Source organism: Streptomyces rubellomurinus (assembly GCF_000961885.1).
GTDB classification, from domain to species: Bacteria; Actinomycetota; Actinomycetes; order Streptomycetales; family Streptomycetaceae; genus Kitasatospora; species Kitasatospora rubellomurina.
Window position 1 is genome coordinate 1 of record NZ_JZKH01000062.1, and the last position, 21,191, is coordinate 21,191.

The 21,191-nt window shown below is 74.5% G+C and carries 19 protein-coding genes; 4 read left to right on the forward strand and 15 right to left on the reverse strand.

From position 1 onward, the window contains the following. Positions 1 to 239: 239 nt before the first annotated feature. Positions 240 to 986, reverse strand: coding sequence for a hypothetical protein (locus VM95_RS25765; RefSeq protein WP_157882208.1), 747 nt, complete (start codon positions 984 to 986; stop codon positions 240 to 242). A 455-nt stretch (positions 987 to 1,441) separates the two neighbouring features. Next, positions 1,442 to 1,519, reverse strand: coding sequence for a hypothetical protein (locus tag VM95_RS45780; protein ID WP_464336931.1), 78 nt, complete (start codon positions 1,517 to 1,519; stop codon positions 1,442 to 1,444). Positions 1,520 to 1,713: 194 nt separating this feature from the next. Here VM95_RS45780 and VM95_RS25770 point away from each other — a divergent pair, with 194 nt between their 5' ends. Together VM95_RS25770 and VM95_RS42775 are read left to right on the forward strand one after the other, a co-directional pair. Beyond that, positions 1,714 to 2,238, forward strand: a complete 525-nt coding sequence (locus VM95_RS25770; protein WP_045700787.1) for a hypothetical protein — start codon at positions 1,714 to 1,716, stop codon at positions 2,236 to 2,238. A 218-nt stretch (positions 2,239 to 2,456) separates the two neighbouring features. Beyond that, positions 2,457 to 3,275, forward strand: coding sequence for a BPL-N domain-containing protein (locus tag VM95_RS42775; RefSeq protein ID WP_052707573.1), 819 nt, complete (start codon positions 2,457 to 2,459; stop codon positions 3,273 to 3,275). Positions 3,276 to 3,290: 15 nt separating this feature from the next. Here the strand turns inward: VM95_RS42775 and VM95_RS25780 are convergent, their stop codons facing one another. From VM95_RS25780 to VM95_RS25805, 6 genes are all read right to left on the reverse strand, one after another. Then, entirely contained in the window at positions 3,291 to 3,938 is a 648-nt protein-coding gene (locus VM95_RS25780) for a hypothetical protein (RefSeq protein WP_063773567.1), read from the reverse strand. A 210-nt stretch (positions 3,939 to 4,148) separates the two neighbouring features. Continuing rightward, positions 4,149 to 8,129 (reverse strand): Pls/PosA family non-ribosomal peptide synthetase, encoded by a 3,981-nt coding sequence (locus tag VM95_RS25785; RefSeq protein WP_078860523.1) that lies wholly within the window; start codon positions 8,127 to 8,129, stop codon positions 4,149 to 4,151. Positions 8,130 to 8,656: 527 nt separating this feature from the next. Then, positions 8,657 to 9,874 (reverse strand): sugar ABC transporter permease, encoded by a 1,218-nt coding sequence (locus tag VM95_RS25790; RefSeq protein WP_045700790.1) that lies wholly within the window; start codon positions 9,872 to 9,874, stop codon positions 8,657 to 8,659. Continuing rightward, on the reverse strand, positions 9,871 to 10,662 hold the full coding sequence (locus tag VM95_RS25795) for an ATP-binding cassette domain-containing protein (protein WP_045700793.1): 792 nt from the start codon (positions 10,660 to 10,662) through the stop codon (positions 9,871 to 9,873). Before VM95_RS25795 ends, VM95_RS25790 begins: the two co-directional genes overlap by 4 nt. Before the next feature lie 22 nt (positions 10,663 to 10,684). Continuing rightward, on the reverse strand, positions 10,685 to 11,785 hold the full coding sequence (locus VM95_RS25800; RefSeq protein ID WP_107073087.1) for a sugar ABC transporter substrate-binding protein: 1,101 nt from the start codon (positions 11,783 to 11,785) through the stop codon (positions 10,685 to 10,687). 183 nt (positions 11,786 to 11,968) lie between these two features. Beyond that, on the reverse strand, positions 11,969 to 12,886 hold the full coding sequence (locus VM95_RS25805; RefSeq protein ID WP_045700795.1) for an AraC family transcriptional regulator: 918 nt from the start codon (positions 12,884 to 12,886) through the stop codon (positions 11,969 to 11,971). A 140-nt stretch (positions 12,887 to 13,026) separates the two neighbouring features. On the opposite strand from VM95_RS25805, the gene VM95_RS25810 reads away from it, so the two are divergent. Further along, positions 13,027 to 13,953 (forward strand): MBL fold metallo-hydrolase, encoded by a 927-nt coding sequence (locus VM95_RS25810; RefSeq protein ID WP_045700797.1) that lies wholly within the window; start codon positions 13,027 to 13,029, stop codon positions 13,951 to 13,953. A 54-nt stretch (positions 13,954 to 14,007) separates the two neighbouring features. Here the strand turns inward: VM95_RS25810 and ypfJ are convergent, their stop codons facing one another. From ypfJ to VM95_RS25840, 6 genes are all read right to left on the reverse strand, one after another. Then, the gene (gene ypfJ / locus VM95_RS25815; RefSeq protein WP_045700799.1) at positions 14,008 to 14,907 is read right to left on the reverse strand and encodes a KPN_02809 family neutral zinc metallopeptidase; all 900 of its coding nucleotides are present in this window, start codon (positions 14,905 to 14,907) and stop codon (positions 14,008 to 14,010) included. A gap of 177 nt (positions 14,908 to 15,084) precedes the next feature. Further along, positions 15,085 to 16,326: a hypothetical protein gene (locus VM95_RS25820; RefSeq protein WP_045700801.1), complete on the reverse strand. Its 1,242-nt coding sequence runs from the start codon at positions 16,324 to 16,326 to the stop codon at positions 15,085 to 15,087. Between the two features lie 80 nt (positions 16,327 to 16,406). Beyond that, positions 16,407 to 16,913: a SigE family RNA polymerase sigma factor gene (locus tag VM95_RS25825; RefSeq protein ID WP_045700803.1), complete on the reverse strand. Its 507-nt coding sequence runs from the start codon at positions 16,911 to 16,913 to the stop codon at positions 16,407 to 16,409. Positions 16,914 to 17,000: 87 nt separating this feature from the next. After that, positions 17,001 to 17,726, reverse strand: a complete 726-nt coding sequence (locus VM95_RS25830; RefSeq protein WP_107073088.1) for an HAD family hydrolase — start codon at positions 17,724 to 17,726, stop codon at positions 17,001 to 17,003. A gap of 75 nt (positions 17,727 to 17,801) precedes the next feature. Then, positions 17,802 to 19,442 carry a phosphoglucomutase (alpha-D-glucose-1,6-bisphosphate-dependent) gene (gene pgm / locus VM95_RS25835; RefSeq protein WP_045700806.1) on the reverse strand — a complete coding sequence of 547 codons (1,641 nt, stop codon included), beginning with the start codon at positions 19,440 to 19,442 and terminating at the stop codon, positions 17,802 to 17,804. A gap of 124 nt (positions 19,443 to 19,566) precedes the next feature. Then, positions 19,567 to 19,866: a YciI family protein gene (locus VM95_RS25840; RefSeq protein ID WP_045700808.1), complete on the reverse strand. Its 300-nt coding sequence runs from the start codon at positions 19,864 to 19,866 to the stop codon at positions 19,567 to 19,569. Positions 19,867 to 20,155: 289 nt separating this feature from the next. Here VM95_RS25840 and VM95_RS25845 point away from each other — a divergent pair, with 289 nt between their 5' ends. Beyond that, positions 20,156 to 20,494 (forward strand): hypothetical protein, encoded by a 339-nt coding sequence (locus VM95_RS25845; protein WP_157882209.1) that lies wholly within the window; start codon positions 20,156 to 20,158, stop codon positions 20,492 to 20,494. A gap of 65 nt (positions 20,495 to 20,559) precedes the next feature. Here VM95_RS25845 and VM95_RS25850 read toward each other — a convergent pair whose 3' ends face one another. Further along, the gene (locus VM95_RS25850) at positions 20,560 to 21,147 is read right to left on the reverse strand and encodes a TetR/AcrR family transcriptional regulator (RefSeq protein ID WP_045700810.1); all 588 of its coding nucleotides are present in this window, start codon (positions 21,145 to 21,147) and stop codon (positions 20,560 to 20,562) included. Positions 21,148 to 21,191: the final 44 nt, after the last annotated feature.

Below are 21,191 nucleotides of genomic sequence, written 5' to 3' on the forward strand. Positions count from 1 at the left end.
GGCGATGCGCCGGCAGTGGTCGGCGACGAGGTGGTGGTCGTCGTTGGCTTCGGCGCTGCCGCCCTGGCTGAGGTTGGCGAGGTAGCCGCCGGGGCGGGGACTGCGGGTCAGCGAGGTGACGATTGCTGGATGCCTGTGCTTGCGCTCCCCTAGACGCCGCACGTGATCATGCCCTACGGGCGGGCCGGTTGCCGACTCCTACGGACTCGGATCCTCACCCGCACGTAGCCTCCGGCCGCTCACGGAATCCAAGCGGCCGCCACCCGCTCGGCCACCGAGAAGTCGGTCCCGCAGTCCGGACACGTGGCTCGCCCGAACAGGTAACGGAGACCATGAGCCAGGCCCGCTTGGCCATCCGCCGAGGCCCTCGTGAACAGCCTCCGCGACAGCCCTTTCAGCTCCTGCACCCGCGCCGGCAGGAGGGGCGACTTCTCCACTTCTTGCAGCGCGTAGTCGTCGGTGCAGCAGAAGGAGTCGTCCTGCCCGATCACCACGAAAATGTTGACGTCGCAGTAGGGACAGTCGACCTCGTACTCGCCGCTCTGCAGGCCGTCCAGGGAACGGTCCCAGATCTCGACACCCTCAAAGGAGAGCAGGGCCTGCAGCAGGTTCACGTATTCCTCGACCTCGGCCGCCTGGCTCAGGCAACGATCGGTGAGGTGGTGCAGAACCGCAATGGGAGCGGAGAAGTCCGCCAGAGGGCTGTCGGGCTCGGACAGGCCGGGCGAACAGGAAGCGATCGCTCCCGCCGCCAGCAGCACCCAGCTTCGGGCCTCCGGGCTGCTCGCGGTTGCGATCTCAGCCAAGCGCGGAAGCGCCGCGAAGCTGGCAGCGAAGGCGGTGTCCAACTGCGGGCACAGGTGGTCCATCAGCTCGGCCCACACACCGCTCGGATCGGCCTCGAATCGGTCCAGGAGGCCAGGCACGTGTTCCGCGGAACCGCACGCGTCGGTGAGTGTCGACCAATCCGTCATGCGGTCATCCAACCAGGCGGCTCTGGACGGGCTGCACTGGGTCAAGCGACTCCAAGGTCATTCACGGACAGGACCGCTGATGGCTTCCTTGCGGAATGACATTCGCGTGATCCTCCGCCACCTCGTGGCGGTCAGCTTCGGTCATGGCCTTACCGGTCAACTTCCGTCCGTCGAGCGTCACTCGGCGTCGTCGAAGGGCGGAGGCTTCAGGGCCGGGCCTGATGGAGGAATCGCTGGAAGCGGCCTGGGAGTTCGGGCTGGGAGTTCGGGCTGGACAGTCGGCCTCCTCCGGGCCGCGCCACCTGGGCGCCCGGCGGGGAGCGCCAGGGGGCGGTGGCGGGGCCGGCCGGGTGCTTGCCGAGGCGGACCGGCGGCTTCTGCGACGGGGCCGGGCCCTGCTGGCCAGCCTGACGACGCGTGCCTGGACGCCCCGGCCCGGCGTGCGGGCAGGGGCGTTCAGGGGCCGTTCAGCACTGGGGGCGGCGGCCGTGGTTGGCTCCGCGGCGGGCGCGGGCCTTCTTCTTGCGGCGGCGCTTGGACGACATGGCCACTCCTTCCGCTTCCGGGGGACGCGCGAGGGATGCGAAACCCTTGCGACCTCCACCGTTCCACACCCGGGCCCCCGCCGCGCCCCGGGCCGGCGGGCGTCACTATTCGTCTGCGACCGGCCCACTCGCTGTGATCTACTGCGACGCGTTCACCGTTCACGCGCAAGTCCGTTCCGGGAGTGGGAAGTTCGTTGAGTGTCAGCTGCCCCCTGTGTGCCGCGCCGCTCGACGTCCGTACCCGCGCGCTGCTCGCCCCACCGCCCGACGAGGCCGTCGCGACCAGCGCGGCGGCGACCACGCTGTTCGTCCTCAGTGCGGCATTCTGCCCGCTCGGCGTCGTCAGTGCGCTGAACGACCACGCGGACGCCGGCGGCTCCACGGCCTACCAACTGGGCTACCGGATAGGCCACTTCGTCCTCCCGGCGATCCTGCTCGCGGCCGGCCTGACCGTCCGCGCCGCCGCGCGCCGCCGCCGGGAGCGGGCCATGGGCACGAACCGTGAGGAACGCCGGGCCCACCGGCAGTGGCAGCTGCACGTGTGGCAGGCGGCCTGGCTGTGCCGACGCTGCCGGGTCGCGTTCATCCCCGCCGGCGCCCTGCGCCCCGGCTGCCCAGCCTCGCCCGCGGTGGGCCTGGAGCACTTCCCCCAGTGGATCAAGGCCACCGCCGAGCACCCCTTCGCCTCGATCAGCGCTCCCGAGACCCCACCCCGCTGACCCCCCGCGGCCCGTCAAGGCGGGCCGCCCGGCCTCACCCGTTCGGGTGGCCGGTGTGCGCGAGAGGCCCGGTGGGCCGTAGCGTCGGGGCGACACACGGGGACGGCGCGCGAGGCGCGACGAGGGACGCGACGAGCGACGCGCAGAGTGACGGGCGGTGCACGAAGGTGGCAGGGGCGGGCAAGCGGCGGTGGGGACGGGCCGCGAGGGCCCTGGCGGTGGCAGCGGCGGTACTGGCGGCGTCCGCGTGCACCGCCGCCCCCACCCCGAACGGCGACGGCACCGGGGCCCGCCCCGCGGCGGTCTCCGCCGGCGCCGACGCGGCGGACGGCACACCGCCCGCCGCCGGCCGGCCGCTGGCGCTGGTCTACCGCGGGCCGGCCGCCTGCGACGGCTGCGCGGAGGCCGCCCGGCAGATGCTGGAGCGCGAGGGCTACGGCGTGCGCTACATCGGGGCGCGCGAACAGCTGCACTTCGGCGCCGACGCCTTCGCCGGGGCGGCCCTGTACGTGCAGCCGGGCGGCACCAACGGCCAGGAGGTGAGCACCGCCTGGCGCCTGCTGCAGCACGAGACCGGCTTCTCCCCCGACCTGGTCCGCGACTTCGTACGCGCCGGCGGCCACTACCTCGGCCTGTGCATGGGCGGCTACCTCGCGGGCGACCCCGGCTACGACCTGCTGCCCGGCGACTCCGGGCAGTACATCCACTCCCCCGGCGCGAGCATCACCGACGAACACGACCACCTCGTCGACGTCGCCTGGCGGGGACAGAACCGGCGCATGTACTTCCAGGACGGCCCCTACTTCGACGTCCACGGCCCCGGCGTGGACGTGCTCGCCCGCTACAGCAACAACCGGGCCGCCGCCGTCGTCGCCCCCTACGGCGCGGGCCGCGTCGCGGTCAGCGGACCGCACCCGGAAGCCCCGTCCGACTGGTACGACGACTACGACCTGACCGACGAGTCCACCACCGGCCGCGTCCTGGGCGCGGACCTGCTCCACACCCTCACCCCCACCGCACCGCCGTCCGCCCCCTGACGGCCGACGGGAGCGTCAGGCGGTGCCGCCGCAGGAGTCGCACACCCCGGTCGCCGGCAGCTCGATGAAGCACCTCGGACACACGGCCTGCACCCGCACCGCAGCCGCGGCCGCAGCCCCGGAGGCTCCGGACGCTCCGGAGCGTCCGGACCCCGCGGCCGGGGCCTTCGCGGAGGCCTTGCGCAGCAGCGCGGCCCGCAGCTTGGGCGCCAGCGCCGGGGTGCCCCCGTCCTCCGGCAGCTCGGCGCCGAAGTGCCGGTAGCAGGCCAGTCGGGCCGCCGCCGCGTGCTCCTCCCGGTCCATCTCCCCCGCCAGCGGCGCGAAGCCAGCCACCGCCAGCACCTCCTGGTAGCCGGCGCCGACCTTGCCGTCCGCCGCGTGCACCACCAGGGACGTCAGCGGCGGGTCCCCGCGCCGGTGGGCCTCCCGGATCACCAGCCCCAGCACCTTGCCGATCCAGTAGCGCTGCTCCACCCGGGTACGGACCCCGGAGGCCTCCTGCACCGCCTCCGCCAGCTCCGCGTACGTGATCACGGCGTGGTAGCGCCCCGCCACCTCCACCAGCGCGGGATACGCCGCCCTGGTCCACACCATCTGCGCCTGCACCGGACTCACCGGCGCACCGTCGGCCACCCGCCAGTACCCGTGCTGCTGTTCCGCCACCGCACCCACCCCACCGCATCCGGGCCCACGCGCCCATCCGTCCCTGCGCACACGAGGCTACCGCCCCACCGGGAGAGCACAGCAGGCGCCACCGCACCCCGCGCCGCCGACGCACCAACGGCGTGCCAACACCAGGCGAAGAGGAACGGAGGAACAAGGAAAAAGCGGTGCGGTCACGGCTGGAGGAGCCGTGACCGCACCGCGGGCGCGTCACGCGGCGGCAGTGCGCCGGCGACCGCGGCCGGCCCGGTGGCCGGCGGGTGGGGTGGGGTCGGCGTTCCAGGCGGCGACGGGGTTGCCGAGCCAGCGGGTGGCGCCGGGCACGTTCTCCCCGCGCATCACGAGGGAGGCCGGGCCGACCGTCGTGTTGTCGCCGAGGGAGGTGTTGAGCAGGACGATCGAGTGCGGGCCGGTGGTGGAGCCCGCGCCCAGGTGCACCGGGCCCAGCCGCATGACGCGGTCGTGGAACAGGTGGGTCTGCAGCACGGTGCCGCGGTTGACGCTCGCCCCCGCCTCCACCGTCACCAGGTCGCTCTCCGGCAGCCAGTGGGTCTCGCACCACACGCCGCGCCCGATCTTCGCGCCCAAGGAGCGCAGCCACACGTTCAGGTACGGGGTGCCGGTGATCGCGCCGCCGCCGAACGGCATGGCGAGCTCCTCCACGAAGGTGTCGTAGAGCTCGTTGCGCCAGACGAAGGACGACCAGAGCGGGTGCTCCGCGACCCGGAACCGGCCCACCAGGAGCCACTTGGCGGCGGTGGTGACGGCGCAGGCGACCACGGCCGCGGCGACCAGGACGAGCCCGGCGGCCCCGACCGCGATGCCGAGCCCGTAGTCGTCGCGCAGCGCCTGCAGGGCGGCGAACACCAGGTCGCCGAGCAGGGCCGCGACTATCACCGGCAGCAGCCGGCAGAGCTCGACGCCGGCGCGCGCCCACATCAGGCGCTTCGGCGGGTCGTAGGTGCGGCCCTCGCCGCCGGTGTCGGCCACGCGCGGCAGCGCGAAGGCGGGCCGGCCCAGCCAGGAGGAGCCCTCGGGGGCGTGGGCGGGGGTGTCGGACAGCACGCCGACCAGGGAGTTGTCCGGCAGGCTGCGGCCGGGGCCGACGATGCCGGAGTTCCCGACGAAGGAACGGCGGCCGACGTGCGAGCGGCCGACGTGCAGCCAGCCGCCGCGCAGCTCGTACGGCGCCACCAGCGTGTCGTCGGCGAGGAACGCGCCGTCGTCCACCCGCATCAGCGAGGGCAGCGACAGCACCGTCGAGGCCTCGACCCGCCGGCCGACCTTCGCGCCCAGCACGCGCAGCCACACCGGGGTGAGCAGCGAGGCGTAGAACGGGAACAGGGTGCGCCGCGCGGTGTCGCTCAGGCGCGAGACGGCCCACGCGCAGAACGCGACCCGGCCGACCGCCGGGTGGAAGCCCGGGCGCAGCGGCAGCGAGAAGGTCCGCACCAGCAGGGCTATCAGCGCGGCGTGGCAGAAGACGGTCAGCACCGCGAGCGGGACGGTCAGCGGCAGCAGCTGGAGCAGGGCGGCCACCAGGGTGCGGTCGGTGTCGATCGTCGGGTAGATGATCAGCAGCGCCGGCAGGGCGGCGATGATCGGCACCAGGCCGAAGAGGGCGAAGCCGACGCCGTAGGCGAGGTTCCAGATCCGCGAGCGGCGGGCCGGGTGGGCGGGCCAGGGGGTGCGGGCCTCGGTGGAGGGGCGGGCCGGCGAGCCGTGCCAGTGCTCGTCGGCCGGGACGGCTCCGGTGACGCAGGAGCCGGGCGCGATCTCGGCGCCGGCGCCGACGCGGGCGCCGGGCATCAGGGTGGCGCGGTGGCCGACGCTCGCCCCCTCGCCGACCTCGATGTGGCCGAGCTGCAGGACGTCGCCGTCGAGCCACCAGCCGGCGATGTCGACCTCGGGTTCGATGCTGGCGCCGGCGCCCAGGCGGGCCAGGCCGGTGACCGGGGGCAGGGTGTGCAGCTGGACGCCCTTGCCGACGCGGCAGCCGAGCCAGCGGGCGTAGCGGGCGGCCCAGGGGGTGCCGGCCAGCGCGCCGGTGCCGAACATCGCGGTGTAGCGTTCGGCGGCCCACAGCCGCAGGTGGACGTGGCCGCCGCGCGGGTGGCTGCCGGGGCGGACCCCGGCGGTGATCACGCGGGCGCCGGCGGCGGCGAGCAGGGTGCGGCCGGGGGCGCTGTAGAAGAGGATCAGGCCCCCTATCACCGGCCACCACGAGCTGTGCGGCGCCCAGGCCAGGTGGTTGCCCATGAGGTTGTCGAGGGCGATCAGGACGACCACCCAGCGCAGTCCGGCGAGGCCGAACATGCCGAGCAGGATGAGCGTCTGCCACAGGCCCGCGCTGCGCGGGGTGCGGCGCACCGGCCGTACGGGGGCGGCGGGGCCGGTTTCCCGGGCGGCGGCCGCACCGGGGGCCGGGGCGAGGCCGTCGAGGAAGCCGGCGAGGTCGCCGAGCACCGGGTGGGCGTACAGGTCGGCGACGGAGACGCCGCTGTGCCGGGTGCGGAGCTCGGAGACCAGGCGGGCGGCGGTGAGGCTGGAGCCGCCGAGGGCGAAGAAGTCGTCGTCGGCGCCGGGGGCCATGCCGAGCAGCTTCTCCCAGTGCCCGGCGAGCCAGCCGGCCGTCCCGTCCAGGGTGGCGGCGGGGGCGGCGGTGCCGGTGGTGGCGAGCGGCCAGGGCAGGGCGTTGCGGTCGACCTTGCCGGAGGTCTTGGTGGGCAGGGAGTCGACCAGGGCGAGCACGGGCACCAGCGGCGCGGGCAGGCGCTCAAGCAGCTGCTGGCGGGCGGCGGCCAGGTCGGGGGCGGCGCCGGGCCGGGCGACGAGGTAGCCGACCAGCAGGTCGGCGCCGGCCGGGGTCTTGCGCACGGCCGCGGCGGCGGCGCGGATGCCGGGCAGGGCCTGCAGGGCGGCGTCGATCTCGCCGAGCTCGATGCGGCGGCCGCCGAGTTTGATCTGGTCGTCGGCGCGGCCGACGAAGACCAGGCCCTCGGGTTCGTTGCGGACCAGGTCGCCGCTGCGGTAGACCCGCGGGGAGGCGAAGAGGGGGTGCGGGCTGTACTTCTCGGCGTCCTTGGCGGGGTCGAGGTAGCGGGCGGTGCCGACGCCGCTGATCAGCAGTTCGCCGGTCTCGTACCAGGGCACGGGGTGGCCGGCCTGGTCGACGACGGCGATCTCCCAGCCGTCCAGCGGCGCGCCGATGCGCACCGGCTCGCCGGGCAGCATCCGGGCCGCGGTGGCCACCACGGTGGTCTCGGTGGGGCCGTAGGTGTTCCAGAACTCGCGGCCGCCGACGGCCAGGCGTTCGACGAGTTCGGCGGGGCAGGACTCGCCGCCGACGATGATCAGGCGGACCTGGTCGAGGCACTCCTGCGGCCACAGGGCGAGCAGGGTGGGGACGGTGGAGATGGCGGTGATGCGCCGCTCGACCAGCCAGGGGCCGAGGTCGGTGCCGGCCTTGACCAGGGAGCGGGGGGCGGGCACCAGGCAGGCGCCGTGGCGCCAGGCCAGCCACATCTCCTCGCAGGAGGCGTCGAAGGCGACGGACAGCCCCGCGAGGACCCGGTCGCCGGGGCCGAGCGGGCGGTTCGGCAGGAAGATGCGGGCCTCGGCGTCGACGAAGGCGGCGGCGCTGCGGTGGCTGACGGCCACGCCCTTGGGGCGGCCGGTGGTGCCGGAGGTGAAGATGATCCACGCGTCGTCGGCGGGCGAGGGCCAGGCGGGGCGGCCGGAGGGCCGGGCGGCGGGCCCGGCGTACAGCTGGCGGCCGGCGCCGAGGACGGCGCAGACCTGGGCGTCCTGCCAGATCATCTCGGCGCGCTCGTCGGGGTCGTCGGCGTCCACCGGCACGTAGGCGGCGCCGCAGCGCAGCACGGCGAGGATCGCGACGTACAGGTCGGCGGTGCCGGACGGGATGCGCACGCCGACGCGGTCGCCGCAGCCGATGCCGTGGCCGGCGAGCACGCCGGCGAGGCCGTCGACCTCCTGCATCAGGGTGCGGTAGTCGAGGACGGCGTCGCCGGTGTCGAGCGCGGGCGCGTGGGGGTGGGCGGCGGCGGTCGCGGCGATGATGTCGAGCAGACTGCGCGGGTGGGCGGGTTGGGCCACCGGCCAGCCCGCCGCGGGCCCGTGGTGGGGGCGGTGCAGCGTGCCTGGGCCGGCCGTGTCGTGGCGTGGGTCCATGGGGTTGGGTTCCTCGGCTCCGGTTTCCTGAGGGCGCGCGGACGGGCTACAAGCGTCTGACGTGGGTGTCAGCGGGTGGGGCGCGCCCACTCACCATGACTCCGTGCGGAGTCGGCTGGATGCAGCGAAGGTGCGGTCAAAGGAAATTCTCATCATCGATGCCGTGCGGGGTGGTGCCGGATCGAATCGAATGTCGTTTTGGTGCTTTCAGGTCATATTCGCTGGTGGAGCGTAATCGGCGAAAACGGGAGACGCGTGACGGCAGGGGGAAGAGTGATGAACACCATGACGTCCGGCACGGTACAGGTAGTGAGGGGTCCACTACCGAATCGGGGGGTTCCGGTCGGATCATCGACTCATTCACGGCGTTCGCCCGTTCGTGTGGGATCCTGCGCGGCCCGTCCACCGTGGGGAGGTTTTCGGCAGCTTCGGTGAGCGGGAACGACGGCGGGAACGACCGCGGGAACGACGGCAGGGCCGGCGCACGAGGCGCCGGCCCTGCGGGGGTCCCGGGTGTTGGACGGACGTCACGTCCGGACGGTGGCGCTCCGGGTGCGGCGGGAGACGGAGTCGAGCACGACGGCGGCGAGCAGGACGGCGCCGGTGATCATGTACTGGATGGCCTGGGCGGCGTGGACCATGTCGAGCCCGGTGGTGATGCTCTGGATGACGAGGATGCCGAGCAGCGCGGACCAGGTCTTGCCGCGTCCGCCGAAGAGGCTGGTGCCGCCGATCACGGCGGCGGCGATGGCGCTCATGAGGACGTTGCCGCCGCCGAGCTCCTTGTCGGCCGAGCCCTGCTGGGAGGCGTAGAAGAGGCCGCCGAGGCCGGCCAGGAAGGCGGAGAGCACGAAGACGGAGATCCGGACGCGGGCGACGTCGATGCCCGCCCGGCGGGCCGCCTCCACGCCGCCGCCGACCGCGAAGACCTGCCGGCCGTAGCGGGTGCGGCGCAGCACGAAGTCGGTCGCGAGGACGACGGCGAGCAGCACGACGAGGGAGAGCGGCAGGCCGCGGTCCTGGTTGAGGACCCAGGCGGCGGCGAGGCACAGGACGGCCAGCACGGCGGCGCGCAGGGCGCTGTCGGCGGTGCCGCGGGCGGTGAGGCCGGCGGCGGTGCGGCGGCGGGCGGTGCGCAGTTGGGCGGCGAGGTAGAGGGCGGGGGCGAGGACGGCGAGGGCCCAGGCGTAGGCGATGTCGCCGTCGCCGAGGTAGGTGGAGTCGAGGCCCGCGACGATGCCGTCGTGGCGGTTGTTGACGGTGCCGGTGTCGAGGACGTACTGCTGCAGGCCGCTCCAGGCGAGCATGCCGGCGAGGGTGACGACGAAGGCGGGGACGCCGACCCGGGCGAACATCAGGCCGTGCAGCAGGCCCATGGCGCAGGCGGTGGCCAGGGCGGTGAGGATGGCGAGCCATTCGGGCAGGTCGTGCCGGGTGGCGAGGACGGCGGTGATCGCGGCGGTGGCGCCGGCGACGGAGCCGAGGGAGAGGTCGATCTCGCCGAGGATGAGGACGTGGACGACGCCGACCGCGATCAGGCCGGGGCCGGCGATGAAGCGGGTGATGTTGGTGAGGTTGTCGGCCTGGAGGAAGTGGTGCGTGACGCTCTGGAAGACGATCGCGATGATCACCAGCCCGACGACGACCGGGAGGGCGCCGAGTTCGCCGCCGGCCAGCCGCCTCCTGGTGGCGTCGAGCCGGCCGGTCCAGCCGGTGAGCGGGGCGGGGGTGTCGGGGCTGGTCATGCGGCCTCCTCCTCGCCGCTCCCGGCCCGGCGGGCGCGGCGGCGGGTGTGGGCGTTGTCCGTGGCGCCGGTGATGGCGGCGACGATCTGCTCCTGGGTGGTGCCCTCGACGGGGAAGACCCCGTTGTTGCGGCCCAGGCGCAGGACGGCGACGGTGTCGGCGACGGCGGTGACGTCGGCCATGTTGTGGCTGACGATGACGACCGCGAGTCCGCGCTCGCGCAGCCGCTCGACGAGGTCGAGCACCTGGGCGGTCTGTTCGACGCCGAGGGCGGCGGTGGGTTCGTCGAGGATGACGAGGGAGGGCTCGCCGAGCATCGCCCGGGCGATGGCGACGACCTGGCGCTGGCCGCCGGACAGCGCCCCGACCGGGGCCCGCAGGTCGGGGATGCGGATGGCGAGGGTGTCGAGCAGCCGCCGGGCGTGCTGTTCCATGGCGACGTCGTCGAGCAGGGCGTGGCGCAGCCGTTCGCGGCCGAGGTGGAGGTTGGCGACGACGTCGAGGTTGTCGCAGAGGGCGAGGTCCTGGTAGACGGTGGCGATGCCGAGGGCGGTGGCGTCCTGCGGGCGGGTGAGCCGCACGGGTCGGCCGTGCCAGTGGATGGTGCCGGTGTCGACGGGGTGGACGCCGGCGATGGTCTTGACGAGGGTGGACTTGCCGGCGCCGTTGTCGCCGACGAGGGCGAGGACCTCGCCGGCGTGGACGGTCAGGTCCACCTGGTCCAGGGCCTGGACGGCGCCGAAGCGCCGGCAGACCGATCGCAGTTCGAGAACGGGTGAGCCTGTCACGCGAACCCTCCTGGGATCGTGGCTACTTGAGGCCGGCGGCCGCGCAGGCGGCGGCGTAGTCGGCGGTGCAGATGTCGGAGGCCTTGTAGAGGCCGTCGGCGACGACGGTCTGGGCGATGTTCGCCTTGGTGACGACCTTGGCCTGGAGGAGCTTGGCGGGGATGTTCTTGTCGGTGGGGCTGTCCGCGGTGGCGTCGGCGACGGTCTTGACGTCCTTGCCCTGCAGCAGGTCGACGGCGAGTTCGGCGGCGGCGTCGGCGAGCGGCCGGTACGCCTTGTAGACGGTGTAGGTCTGGTCGCCCGCGACGATGCGCTGGATCGCGTCGAGGCCGGCGTCCTGACCGCCGACCGGGACGGTGATGCCGGCGCCCTTGAGCTGGGTGATGATGGCGGCGGCCATGCCGTCGTTGGCGGAGTAGACGGCCTGGAAGCCGTTCTTGCCGTACTGGGTGACGGCGGCGGAGACCTTCTGGCCGGCGATGGTGGGGTTCCACTGGCCGGACTGCTCGTAGACGACCTTGCGGATCTTCCCGTCGAGGACCTTGTGCGCGCCGGCCTTGAACTGGGCGGCGTTCGGGTCGGCCTCGTCGCCGTTGATCATCACGATGTCGGATTCGGCGGCCTTGCCGCCGAGCGCGTCCAGCAGGGCCTGGCCCTGGAGTTCGCCGACCTTCTCGTTGTCGAAGGAGACGTAGGCGGAGACCGGGCCGGTGGCCAGCCGGTCGTACGCGACGACCTTGACGCCCTTGTCGGCGGCCTCCTTCACCCAGCCCGCGGTGGCGGCGGCGTCGAAGGCGTCCAGGATGATCACCTTGACGCCCTGGGTGAGCAGGGTGTCGAACTGCTGCTTCTGCTTGGCGGCGCTGCCCTCGGCGTTGTTGTAGAGGACCTTGCAGTCCGCGCACAGGGCCTTGACCTTGGCCTCGATGAAGGGGCGGTCGAAGGACTCGTAGCGGGTGGAGGAGGCGTTCTCGGGCAGCAGCAGGCCGATCGAGGCGGGGCCCTTGTCGGCGGTGGCGCTGTCCTTCTTGGCCCCGCCGGCCTTGCCGCAGGCGGCGCCGGTCAGGGCCAGTGCGGCGGCGGTGACGGTGGAGACGACGGTGCGACGCAGTGCGGCGTTCATACAACAGGTGCCTCTCCCTGAGTTCGCCGCGGCGGCTTCGCGGCGAGGTGCAGGGAGTCAACCTGATCGTGCACATGACGTCAATAAGTAAAACCAGACACCGGCGAACACACCCCAACCCGTTACCTTCGTGAACATCGGAAGCACCGGCGCACACGGCCGGTGAAGGGAGTTGACGGCGCGTCAGGCCGTGGCGGCCGCCCGGTAGCGGCCCGGGGTGGTGCCGAACTGCCGGGCGAAGGCGTGCGAGAGCGCGTACGGGCTGCCGTAGCCGACCTCGCGGGCCACCGTCTCCAGCGGGTCGGCGCCCCGGCGCAGCAGGGTGGCGGCGCGGGTCATCCGCCACCAGGTCAGGTAGGCCATCGGCGGCCGGCCGGTGCGGGCGGTGAAGCGGCGCACCAGGGTCGCCCGGGACACCCCCGCCCGCTCGGCCAGCGAGCCGACCGTCCAGGGGTGGGCCGGGTCCTCGTGGACGGCGGCCAGCACGGCCGCCACCACCGGGTCCGCCAGCGCCGCGCCCCAGCCGACCGCGCCGCGCCGGGTCGTCCAGGCCCGGACCAGGTAGACCAGCAGCAGGTCGACCAGCGCGGGCACGGCGAGTTCGCCGCCGGGCCGCACCGAGGCCACCTCGGCGCCCAACAGCTCGACGGCCGCTCGCAGTTCGGGGTGCTCGCCGGAGAGCGTGGAGAGCCGGACGACCTCGGGCAGCTCGCGCATCAGCGGGTGGGTGAGGCCGTGGTCGAGCCGGTACTTCCCGCACAGCAGCTCGACGACCTTGCCGCCGTCGCCGGGCTCGGCGAGCGCGAGCCCGGCGGCGAGCGGGACGTCCAGTTCGGGCAGCCGGAGGGCCTGGCCGTGCGTCAGCTCCCGGTCGGACAGGGCGTGTCCGCCGCCGTGCGGGAGCAGCACCACGTCCCCGCGTTCCAGGCGCACGGGCTCGCCGCCCTCCGGCAGCAGCCAGCAGCCGCCGGCCAGCACCACGTGGAAACCGGCGCCGGCGAAGCGGGGCAGGCGCGCGGCCCAACGGCCGCCCACGCGCAGCCGGTTGGAGGAGGGCCGGCCGGTGCGCACGGCCGCGATCGCATCACTGACGACGTCCATCCGGCCATCGTAGCCCCGACCGATGAGCCGTTCGCGTATCGGAGGGAGCCGCTCGCGCATTGAGCGGCTCACCGGGGGTGCCTAGGCTCGACGGCGTAGGAACGAACGCGGCAGGACGAGAACGAGAGCGGGAGGCGACCGTGCAGCGGTTGGTGCTGGGGGATGTCGAGATCGTGCGACTGGTGGAGTACCAGGGCCCGTTCGGGCCGGCCGGGGCCATCGTGCCCGACCTGGCCGAGCGGGTCTGGCGGGCGGAGGGCGCCGGCCTGGCGCCGGACCACTACGAGGCGGCCTCCGGCTCCTTCGTGGGGGCGTTGCAGACCTTCGTGCTGCGCAGCGGCGGGCGGACCGTCCTGGTGGACACCGGCGTCGGCGACGGGCGTGAGCGGCCGGGCACGCCGCTGTTCCACCGCCGCGAGGGCGGCCGGTTCATGGCGCTGCTGGCGCGGGCGGGGGTGCGCCCGGAGGACGTGGACGTGGTGGTGAACACCCATCTGCACGCCGACCACGTGGGCTGGAACACCCGGGAGCGGGACGGCGCCTGGGTGCCGGCGTTCCCCAACGCCGACTACTACCTGCCCGCGGCCGACCTGGCGTTCTTCGACCCGGCGGCGGCGCACCCGGCCCGGGCGGCGGGCGGCCCGGGGCCCGAGCTGTGGGAGGACTGGGACCGGGTGTTCGCGGACAGCGTGGCGCCGGTCCTGGCGGCCGGTCAGGCGGTGCCGTGGTCCGGGCAGGTGCGGCTGGACGGGGCGCTGGTGCTGGCGGAGGCGCCGGGGCACACCCCCGGCTCCTCGGTCCTGCGGCTGGACTCCGGCGGCGAGCGGGCCGTCTTCGTCGGCGACCTGCTCCACTCGCCGGTGCAGCTCGCGCACCCCTCGTGCTCCAGCTGCTTCTGCCTGGACCCGGTCCTCGCGGCGCGCAGCCGGCAGCAGGTGCTGGCCCGTGCGGCGGACGAGAAGGCGCTGGTGGTGCCGGCCCACTTCGCGGGGGCGGGGGCGGCGCGGGTGCGCGGCGAGGGCGCGGGCTTCGCCGCGGACTGGGCCGACTGGACGCCGGTGGAGTAGCCGGCGGGCTCCCGGCCCCGCGAAACACCGCGGGGCCGGGGGCCGGTGAGGGGCTCAGAGCTTCGCGGCCGAGAAGGTGTCGCACTGGGTGAGGTCCCCGGTGCGGTAGCCGGTGGTGAACCAGGCCTTGCGCTGGTCGGAGGAGCCGTGCGTCCACGCCTCCGGGTTGATCCTGCCGGTGGCCTGCTTCTGGATGCGGTCGTCGCCCACCGCGGCGGCCGCGTCCAGGCCCTGGGCGATGTCCTGGTCGGTGAGGGACTTGATCAGCGGGCGGCCGGTGGAGGGCTGCGGCGTGGTGGTGGCGTGGTGCGCCCACACCCCGGCGTAGCAGTCGGCCTGCAGCTCCAGCCGTACCGAGGCGCTGGTGGCGCCCTGCCGGTCGTTGCCGACCTTCTGCATCTGGCCGGTGAGCGTCTGGATGTGGTGGCCGAACTCGTGGGCGACGACGTAGGACTCGGCGAACGGGCCGCCCTTGGCGCCGAAGCGGGTGGACAGCTCGTCGAAGAAGCCGAGGTCGAAGTAGGCCTTCTGGTCGCCGGGGCAGTAGAACGGGCCCACCGCGGAGGTGGCCGCGCCGCACGCCGTGGACACCCGGTTGGTGAACAGCACCGTCTCGGCGGGCTTGTAGGCCGTCTTGGCGCGCTTGGGCAGCTCGCCGCCCCAGAAGTCCTGCAGGCTGTTGGTGACCGCGACGATCCGGCAGTCCTGGCGGCTGTTGGCGTCCGCCCCGGTCTTGCAGGCCTGCTGCACCTCACCGGCGCTGCGCGAGCTGGACGAGCCGTTGCCGCCGCCGGAGGACAGGCCGAGCAGCTTGGGGTCGACGCCGAGCAGCACCGCGAACAGCACGGCGACCAGGCCCACCGCCCCGCCGCCGATGGCCACCTTGCCGCCGGGGATGCCCCGCCGGTCGTCCACCTGCGAGGTGTCGAGATCTCCCTGGTCGTCGAACTGCATACCCTTGCCCTCGATCAGCCGCTGCCCACGAAAAACCGGGGCCCACACCGGGCCTCGGTCGGACCCACCCTACGGCCACCCGGGGCCGGGGCCCGGCAACGCCCCCGCAGGTCGGGCCGGGAAGGGCGCGGCCGCGGACCGAGCCGCTGCGCCAACCCGCGGGGCCCGGGCGGCCGTTCAGTGCCGCCAGGGGGCGGCGACGGCGATCGCGGTGAGCTGCTCGGTGGTCAGCGCCGGGGTGCCGGGCCGCGCGTTCGGCTCGTCGGTGCCGTTCCACTCGGCGACCGTCACCTCGGTGTCGTCCGGGTGCAGCGCCGTCACGATCCAGCGCAGCACGGGCCCGTCGCCGGACTTCGACGCGTGCAGCTGACGGACCTGGACGAGCGTGCCGTCCGGGGTGCGGACGGCGGCCGGGTCGACGCCGTCGCCGTGCTCGTAGGCCTGGCGGACGCGGGCGGCCGAGGCGGCGTCGGCCCGGCGCGGGTCGGCGCGGACGGACAGCATGCTGGTGCGCCCGTCCAGGGTGACGGAGAGGTGGGCGCGGCCGGTGGTGTGCTGGGTGGCGCCCGGGTCGGCGAGGGTGCCGGGCGGCAGCAGGGCGCGGGCGGTGGCGATGATCCGGTCGGCGGACGGGCCGGACGGCTCGGGCGAGTTGCCCGGTGCCGGGGTGGTGGCGGCGCCGGGGGCGAACAGCGGGTCCCAGGCGTTGCTGGTGACGGCGGCGGTGAGCTGCCGGGGGGTCAGCGGCGGGTTGGGGCGGCTCAGCGGCGGGCCGTAGCTGGTCGCGTTGACCTCCCAGATCTGCAGCCGGCGGCCGTCCGGGCCGGTGTAGGTGGCCTGCCACTTGCGGACCTTCATCGGCTCGACCGGGGCGAGCCGGTCGACCACCACGATGCCGCCGTCCGGCAGGACGGTGCGCTCGCACCCCTCGGTGGGCGACTCGACCGGGTCGGCGCACTGGGTGCCGGCGGTGGTCTCGCTGATCGGCAGGGCGACGCGGTCGACGCTCAGGGTGACCATGCCGGCCCCCTGGCCGTCGTCGTACAGCAGGTGCGCGGACGGCGGCAGGCCGGGCACGGCGCCGTCGTTGGTGCCGTAGCCGCCGGCCGCGGTGATCTGCCCGGGGGGCAGCAGCGAGACGAGGGTGTCGGTCATGAACGTGCCGGTGATCCCCTCGGGCCACCCGCCGGAGGGGGCGAGCCTCGTGCTGCCCGGGCCGGGGTCGGCGCCGGGCAGCAGCCGCGTGCCGAGGGCGGTGAGGGCGACGACGGCGGTGGCGGCCGCGACCACCGCGGTGCGCCGGCGGCGGGCGCGCAGGTGGCGGCGGCGGGCCGACGCGGCGAGCTCGGCGGCGGGCGGGTCGGGGGCGAGCTCGGCGGCGTCGTGCAGCAGGGCGGCGAAACGGTCGTCCAGGGGCATGCCGGTCCTCCGTGGTCGAGTGGTCGAGCGTGGGGCGGGGCGGGCGGCGGGGGCGCGCACGCGGGGCGGGCGCGCGGGGCTCAGGAGCGGGCGAGGTCGTCGAGCTCGCTGCCCAGCAGGGCGCGCAGCCGGGTCAGCGCCCGGGAGCTGCGGGAGCGCACCGCGCTCTCGCCCAGGCGCAGGATGTGGGCGGTCTCCTCGACGCTGCGGTCCTCCCAGAACCGCAGCACCAGCACCGCGCGGTCCTGGGCGGGGAGTTCGGCGAGGGCGCGCAGCAGCGTCAGCCGCAGCGACGGGTCCGGGTCGGTGACCGGGGTCTCGGCGAAGACGTCCGTGACGTGCTCGCCGGCGGCGCGGCGGCGCCGGTGCGAGAGGAAGGTGTTGACCAGGACGGTCTGCGCGTAGCCGGCCGGGTTGTCCATCCGTGCGACCTTGTGCCACTTCCCGTAGAGCTTGCCGAGGGCCTCCTGGGCGAGGTCCTCCGCCAGGTGCGCGTCGCCGCCGGTCAGCAGGAAGGCGGTCCTCACCAGGTGGCGGCCGCGGGTCGCGGCGAACTCCCCGAAGTCCTGCGTGCTCGTTCGCTCCATGACCTTCTAACGCGGTGGGCACCGGTTCGCGTCGCACCCTGGCAGCACATCCGTTCGCGCAGCCGTTCGCGCGCGTCCCCGGGCGGCTCAGGCGGTCAGGGCGCGCGCCAGGCCGTCGAGCGAGTGCAGCACCCGGATGCCCTCCCCCACCGGGGCGCCGGAGGCCGTCCGGTCGAGCCAGAAGGCGTGCAGGCCGGCGTCCCGGGCGCCCTCGGCGTCGAGGGCGTAGTTGTCGCCGACGTAGGCGACTTCGTGCGGGGCCAGGCCCAGCCCGGCGCAGCCCGCGTGGAAGATGCTCGGGGCGGGCTTGGGCTCGCCGTGCTGGTCGGAGCAGACCAGGACGGCGCCGACCCGGTCCAGCAGGCCGATCGCGCGCAGCTTGTCGCGCTGGTGGTCGGCGGAGGAGTTGGAGACGACGCCGAGCCGCAGGTGCGGCGGGAGTCCGGCCAGGGCGGGGGCGGCGTCGGGGAAGGCGGCCCGGGCGGCGTCGCGGTGGGCCGCGTAGCCGGCGAACCAGGCGGCGGCCGCCTCGTCCGACAGCCGCTCGGCGCCGGGCTCGCCGAGGCGGGCGAGGAACTGCCGGGTGCGCTCGCCCTGCTGGCCGCGGAAGGTCAGCTCGCCGGCGAGGAAGCGGGCGTACTGGGCCTCCATGACGGTGCGCCACAGGTCGACCGCCGCCTGCGGGCCGGGGAGGCGGGCGAGCAGGCCGAGTTCGTCGAGGTGGGCGAGGATGCCCGCCTCCTCCGAGCCGGAGTAGTCGAAGAGCGTGTCGTCGACGTCGAAGAGCACGCCTCTGATCGGCAGGTGCGGCATGCGGCGGAGCTCCCCGTGGTGTCGTCCGGTGACGTGCGGGAGGCGGCCCCGGGCGGGGCCGCCTCCGGTTCGGCGTCAGGCGCCGAGGACCTCGCCGACGAGGGTCCGGGCCTCGGCCTGGACCTTCGCGAGGTGGTCGGTGCCGAGGAAGGACTCGGCGTAGATCTTGTACACGTCCTCGGTGCCGGAGGGGCGGGCCGCGAACCAGGCGTTGTCGGTGCAGACCTTGAGGCCGCCGATGGCCGCGCCGTTGCCGGGGGCGTGCGAGAGCACCGCGGTGATCTTCTCGCCCGCGAGTTCGCCGGCGGTGACCTGCTCCAGGGAGAGGCGGGCCAGGCGGGCCTTCTGCTCGCGGTCGGCGGGGGCGTCCACCCGGGCGTAGGCGGGGTCGCCGTGGCGCGCGGTCAGCTCGCGGTAGTACGCGCTGGGGGTGGAGCCGGTGACGGCGGTGATCTCGGCGGCGAGCAGGGCCAGCAGGATGCCGTCCTTGTCGGTGGTCCACACCCCGCCGTCGCGGCGCAGGAAGGACGCGCCGGCGGACTCCTCGCCGCCGAAGCCGATCGAGCCCTCCAGCAGGCCGTCGACGAACCACTTGAAGCCGACCGGGACCTCCACCAGCGGCCGGCCGAGGTCGGCCGCGACCCGGTCGAGCATGGAGGAGGAGACCAGCGTCTTGCCCACGCCCGCGTCGGCCGGCCAGTGCGCCCGGTGGCGGTACAGGTAGTCGACGGCCACCGCGAGGTAGTGGTTGGGGTTCATCAGCCCGCCGTCCGGCGTGACGATGCCGTGCCGGTCGGCGTCGGCGTCGTTCCCGGTGGCGACGGCGTACTCGTCCTTGCGGCGGATCAGCGAGGCCATCGCGGACGGCGAGGAGCAGTCCATCCGGATCTTGCCGTCCCAGTCCAGGGTCATGAACCGCCAGGTCGGGTCGACGTCCGGGTTGACGACGGTCAGGTCGAGCCGGTGGGTCTCGGCGATCCGCGCCCAGTACGCCACGGAGGCCCCGCCCAGCGGGTCGGCGCCGATCCGCAGGCCGGAGGCGCGCACCGCGTCCAGGTCCAGGACGGACGGCAGGTCGTCGACGTACGCGTTCAGGAAGTCGTACCGGCCCGTGGTCGCGGCGGCCAGCGCCCGCGCGTACGGGACGCGCTTGACGCCGCGCAGGCCTTCGCGGATGAGCTCGTTGGCGCGGTCCTGGATCCACCCGGTGGCCTCGGAGCCGGCCGGCCCGCCGCTCGGCGGGTTGTACTTGAACCCGCCGTCGCGCGGCGGGTTGTGCGAGGGCGTCACCACGATGCCGTCCGCCAGCGCCTGCGGGCTGCGCCGGTTGTGGGCGAGGATCGCGTGCGAGACGGCCGGGGTCGGGGTGTAGCCGTCGGCGGAGTCGAGCAGCACCCGCACGCCGTTGCCCGCGAGCACTTCGAGTGCCGTCACCCGGGCCGGCTCGGACAGCGCGTGCGTGTCCGCGCCGAGGAACAGCGGCCCGCCGACGCCCTGGGCCGCGCGGTACTCGCAGATCGCCTGCGTGGTCGCCGCGATGTGGTCCTCGTTGAACGCCACGTCGAGCGAGGACCCGCGGTGCCCGGAGGTCCCGAACACCACCCGCTGCGCGGGCTCCCGCACGTCGGGCTTGAGCGCGTAGTACGCCGTCACCAGCCGCGCCACGTCCACCAGGTCACCGGAACCGGCCGGCTGCCCGGCCCGTACATCCACCATTCGCCAACTCCCACCAGACAAAAAAGCCGAAACCCACCGAAGGCCCCCGCCCACCGATCGTAGCCACCGCGCGGCGTCCCGGAGGACACGGGACACCGGGGCGGGGCCGGTGGGGCGGACGGGTTCAGCTGGGCAGCTGCTCCCGGTGGCCGTCCAGCGCGGGGGCGGTGGTGGTCGCGACGAACTCGGTGATCCGGTACTCGGTCAGGCCCTCGCGCACGAACGGGTCGGTGGCGACCAGGGCTTCGATCCCGGCCCGGTCGGGGCCCGCCGCCAGGATCACGCCGCCCTCGCGCGGCACCTTGCGGCCGGAGGCGAGGAAGGTGCCGGCCTCGTAGTGGGCGGTCAGCCACGCCACGTGCTGCGGCAGCACCGCGTCGATGCGCTCCAGCGGGGCGGTGTACGTCAGCTCAAGTACGAACATACGACCAAGGCTAGCCGGGCCCCGCACCCGCTCGGCCGCCGGGGTGGGGCCGCCGCCGAAGGAGTCCCCCCGCAGCGTGTCGACCCCAATCCTGCCAGCTCGGAGGGGGTTTCGGTAGGACTCAGCACACCCTCGCCGAACCTTGCCGCGGACCCCGGGCACGCCGCAGACTCGTCCGCAATCCCACCCCTCCCCCGCGGCCGACGCGCCGCCGTGCCCGTACGCCCTCCGGCGGCGGGCCCGAACGGGGGCGGCGGGCGGGCGGAAGGCGACGAAGGGGGACGTGAAGATGCGGGTGCACGAGGACCTGGTGCTGCGGGCGCGGGTGCGGCTGCTGAGCCACAACGACCGGATCCTGTACGGGGAGGAGGGACTTCAGGTGTACCGGGTGCTGTTCGCGGCCAACCCTCGGGTGTACGCCTACAAGCTGGCGGTCGTCCTGCGGATGGCGAGCGAGTCCCACCGCGTGGCGGGCCTGCCGGAGGCCCGGCAGGCGCTGGTGGCGGAGGCGCGGGCGGTCTCCGCGCACATCCCGGCCGACGCCCCGGCGTACCAGCGGCGGCTCTGGGACAGCACGGTGGCCGAGTTGGTGCTGCGGGACGGCCGGCCCGATTCCGGGACGCGGTGACGGCTTGCCCGGTGCGGCCAGGCCCGGCGCGGCGGTGCCGGGCCCGGCCTCGCCGGGTGTGACCGCTACGGCTCGCCCAGGGTGGCGTCCAGGAAGTCGCGCCAAGCGGCGTGCACGCGCCGGATGTTGTCCTCGTCCTCGGCGGCGAGCAGGTCCAGCAGGAGCCCGCGGAGGACGGCGAGCACCACGGTGGCGTTCGCCCGGGTGCCGTCGAGCACCCGGGTCAGCGGCGGCAGCCACTCGTCCAGGGAGGCGGTGCCGAAGTCCCGCCAGGGCTCGCAGCGGCCGAAGGCGCGGACGTAACCCTCGAAGAACAGCCGCAGCGCGCCCCGGCGTTCGGGGGCCGTCAGCCACTCCCAGAGCAGCTCGAGGGTTTCCCGGGGGCTGCCGCCCTCGGCCTCGGAGCGCTCCAGCAGGGCCAGTTGCTCGCTCCGGCCGACCGCGAGCACCTCGCGGACCAGGTCCTCCTTCGACCCGAAGAGGTAGAGCAGCACGCGCGGGCTGGTGCCGATCCCGGCCGCCAGCGGGCGCAGCGAGAGGTCGGAGACGTTGTGTTCGGCGACGTAGCGGACTGTCGCGGCGAGGAGGTCCTCGCGGCGCACGGACGGGCGGCGCGGCGCGGGGCGGGAAGGTGCGTCGGCTGGGGTGGGCACGTGGTCTATCGTTCCACTGAAACGAGTGTTTCAGTGGAAGGGGA

Excerpts from the sequence above, each read along its gene's own strand:
- VM95_RS45780 (WP_464336931.1), bottom strand. The coding sequence starts at position 1,519 with ATGTCGTCCAAGCGCCGCCGCAAGAAGAAGGCCCGCGCCCGCCGCGGA.
- VM95_RS25785 (WP_078860523.1), bottom strand. The coding sequence starts at position 8,129 with ATGGACCCACGCCACGACACGGCCGGCCCAGGCACGCTGCACCGCCCC.
- VM95_RS25790 (WP_045700790.1), bottom strand. The coding sequence starts at position 9,874 with ATGACCAGCCCCGACACCCCCGCCCCGCTCACCGGCTGGACCGGCCGG.
- VM95_RS25800 (WP_107073087.1), bottom strand. The coding sequence starts at position 11,785 with ATGAACGCCGCACTGCGTCGCACCGTCGTCTCCACCGTCACCGCCGCC.
- VM95_RS25805 (WP_045700795.1), bottom strand. The coding sequence starts at position 12,886 with ATGGACGTCGTCAGTGATGCGATCGCGGCCGTGCGCACCGGCCGGCCC.
- ypfJ (WP_045700799.1), bottom strand. The coding sequence starts at position 14,907 with ATGCAGTTCGACGACCAGGGAGATCTCGACACCTCGCAGGTGGACGAC.
- VM95_RS25820 (WP_045700801.1), bottom strand. The coding sequence starts at position 16,326 with ATGCCCCTGGACGACCGTTTCGCCGCCCTGCTGCACGACGCCGCCGAG.
- VM95_RS25825 (WP_045700803.1), bottom strand. The coding sequence starts at position 16,913 with ATGGAGCGAACGAGCACGCAGGACTTCGGGGAGTTCGCCGCGACCCGC.
- VM95_RS25830 (WP_107073088.1), bottom strand. The coding sequence starts at position 17,726 with ATGCCGCACCTGCCGATCAGAGGCGTGCTCTTCGACGTCGACGACACG.
- pgm (WP_045700806.1), bottom strand. The coding sequence starts at position 19,442 with ATGGTGGATGTACGGGCCGGGCAGCCGGCCGGTTCCGGTGACCTGGTG.
- VM95_RS25840 (WP_045700808.1), bottom strand. The coding sequence starts at position 19,866 with ATGTTCGTACTTGAGCTGACGTACACCGCCCCGCTGGAGCGCATCGAC.
- VM95_RS25845 (WP_157882209.1), top strand. The coding sequence starts at position 20,156 with ATGCGGGTGCACGAGGACCTGGTGCTGCGGGCGCGGGTGCGGCTGCTG.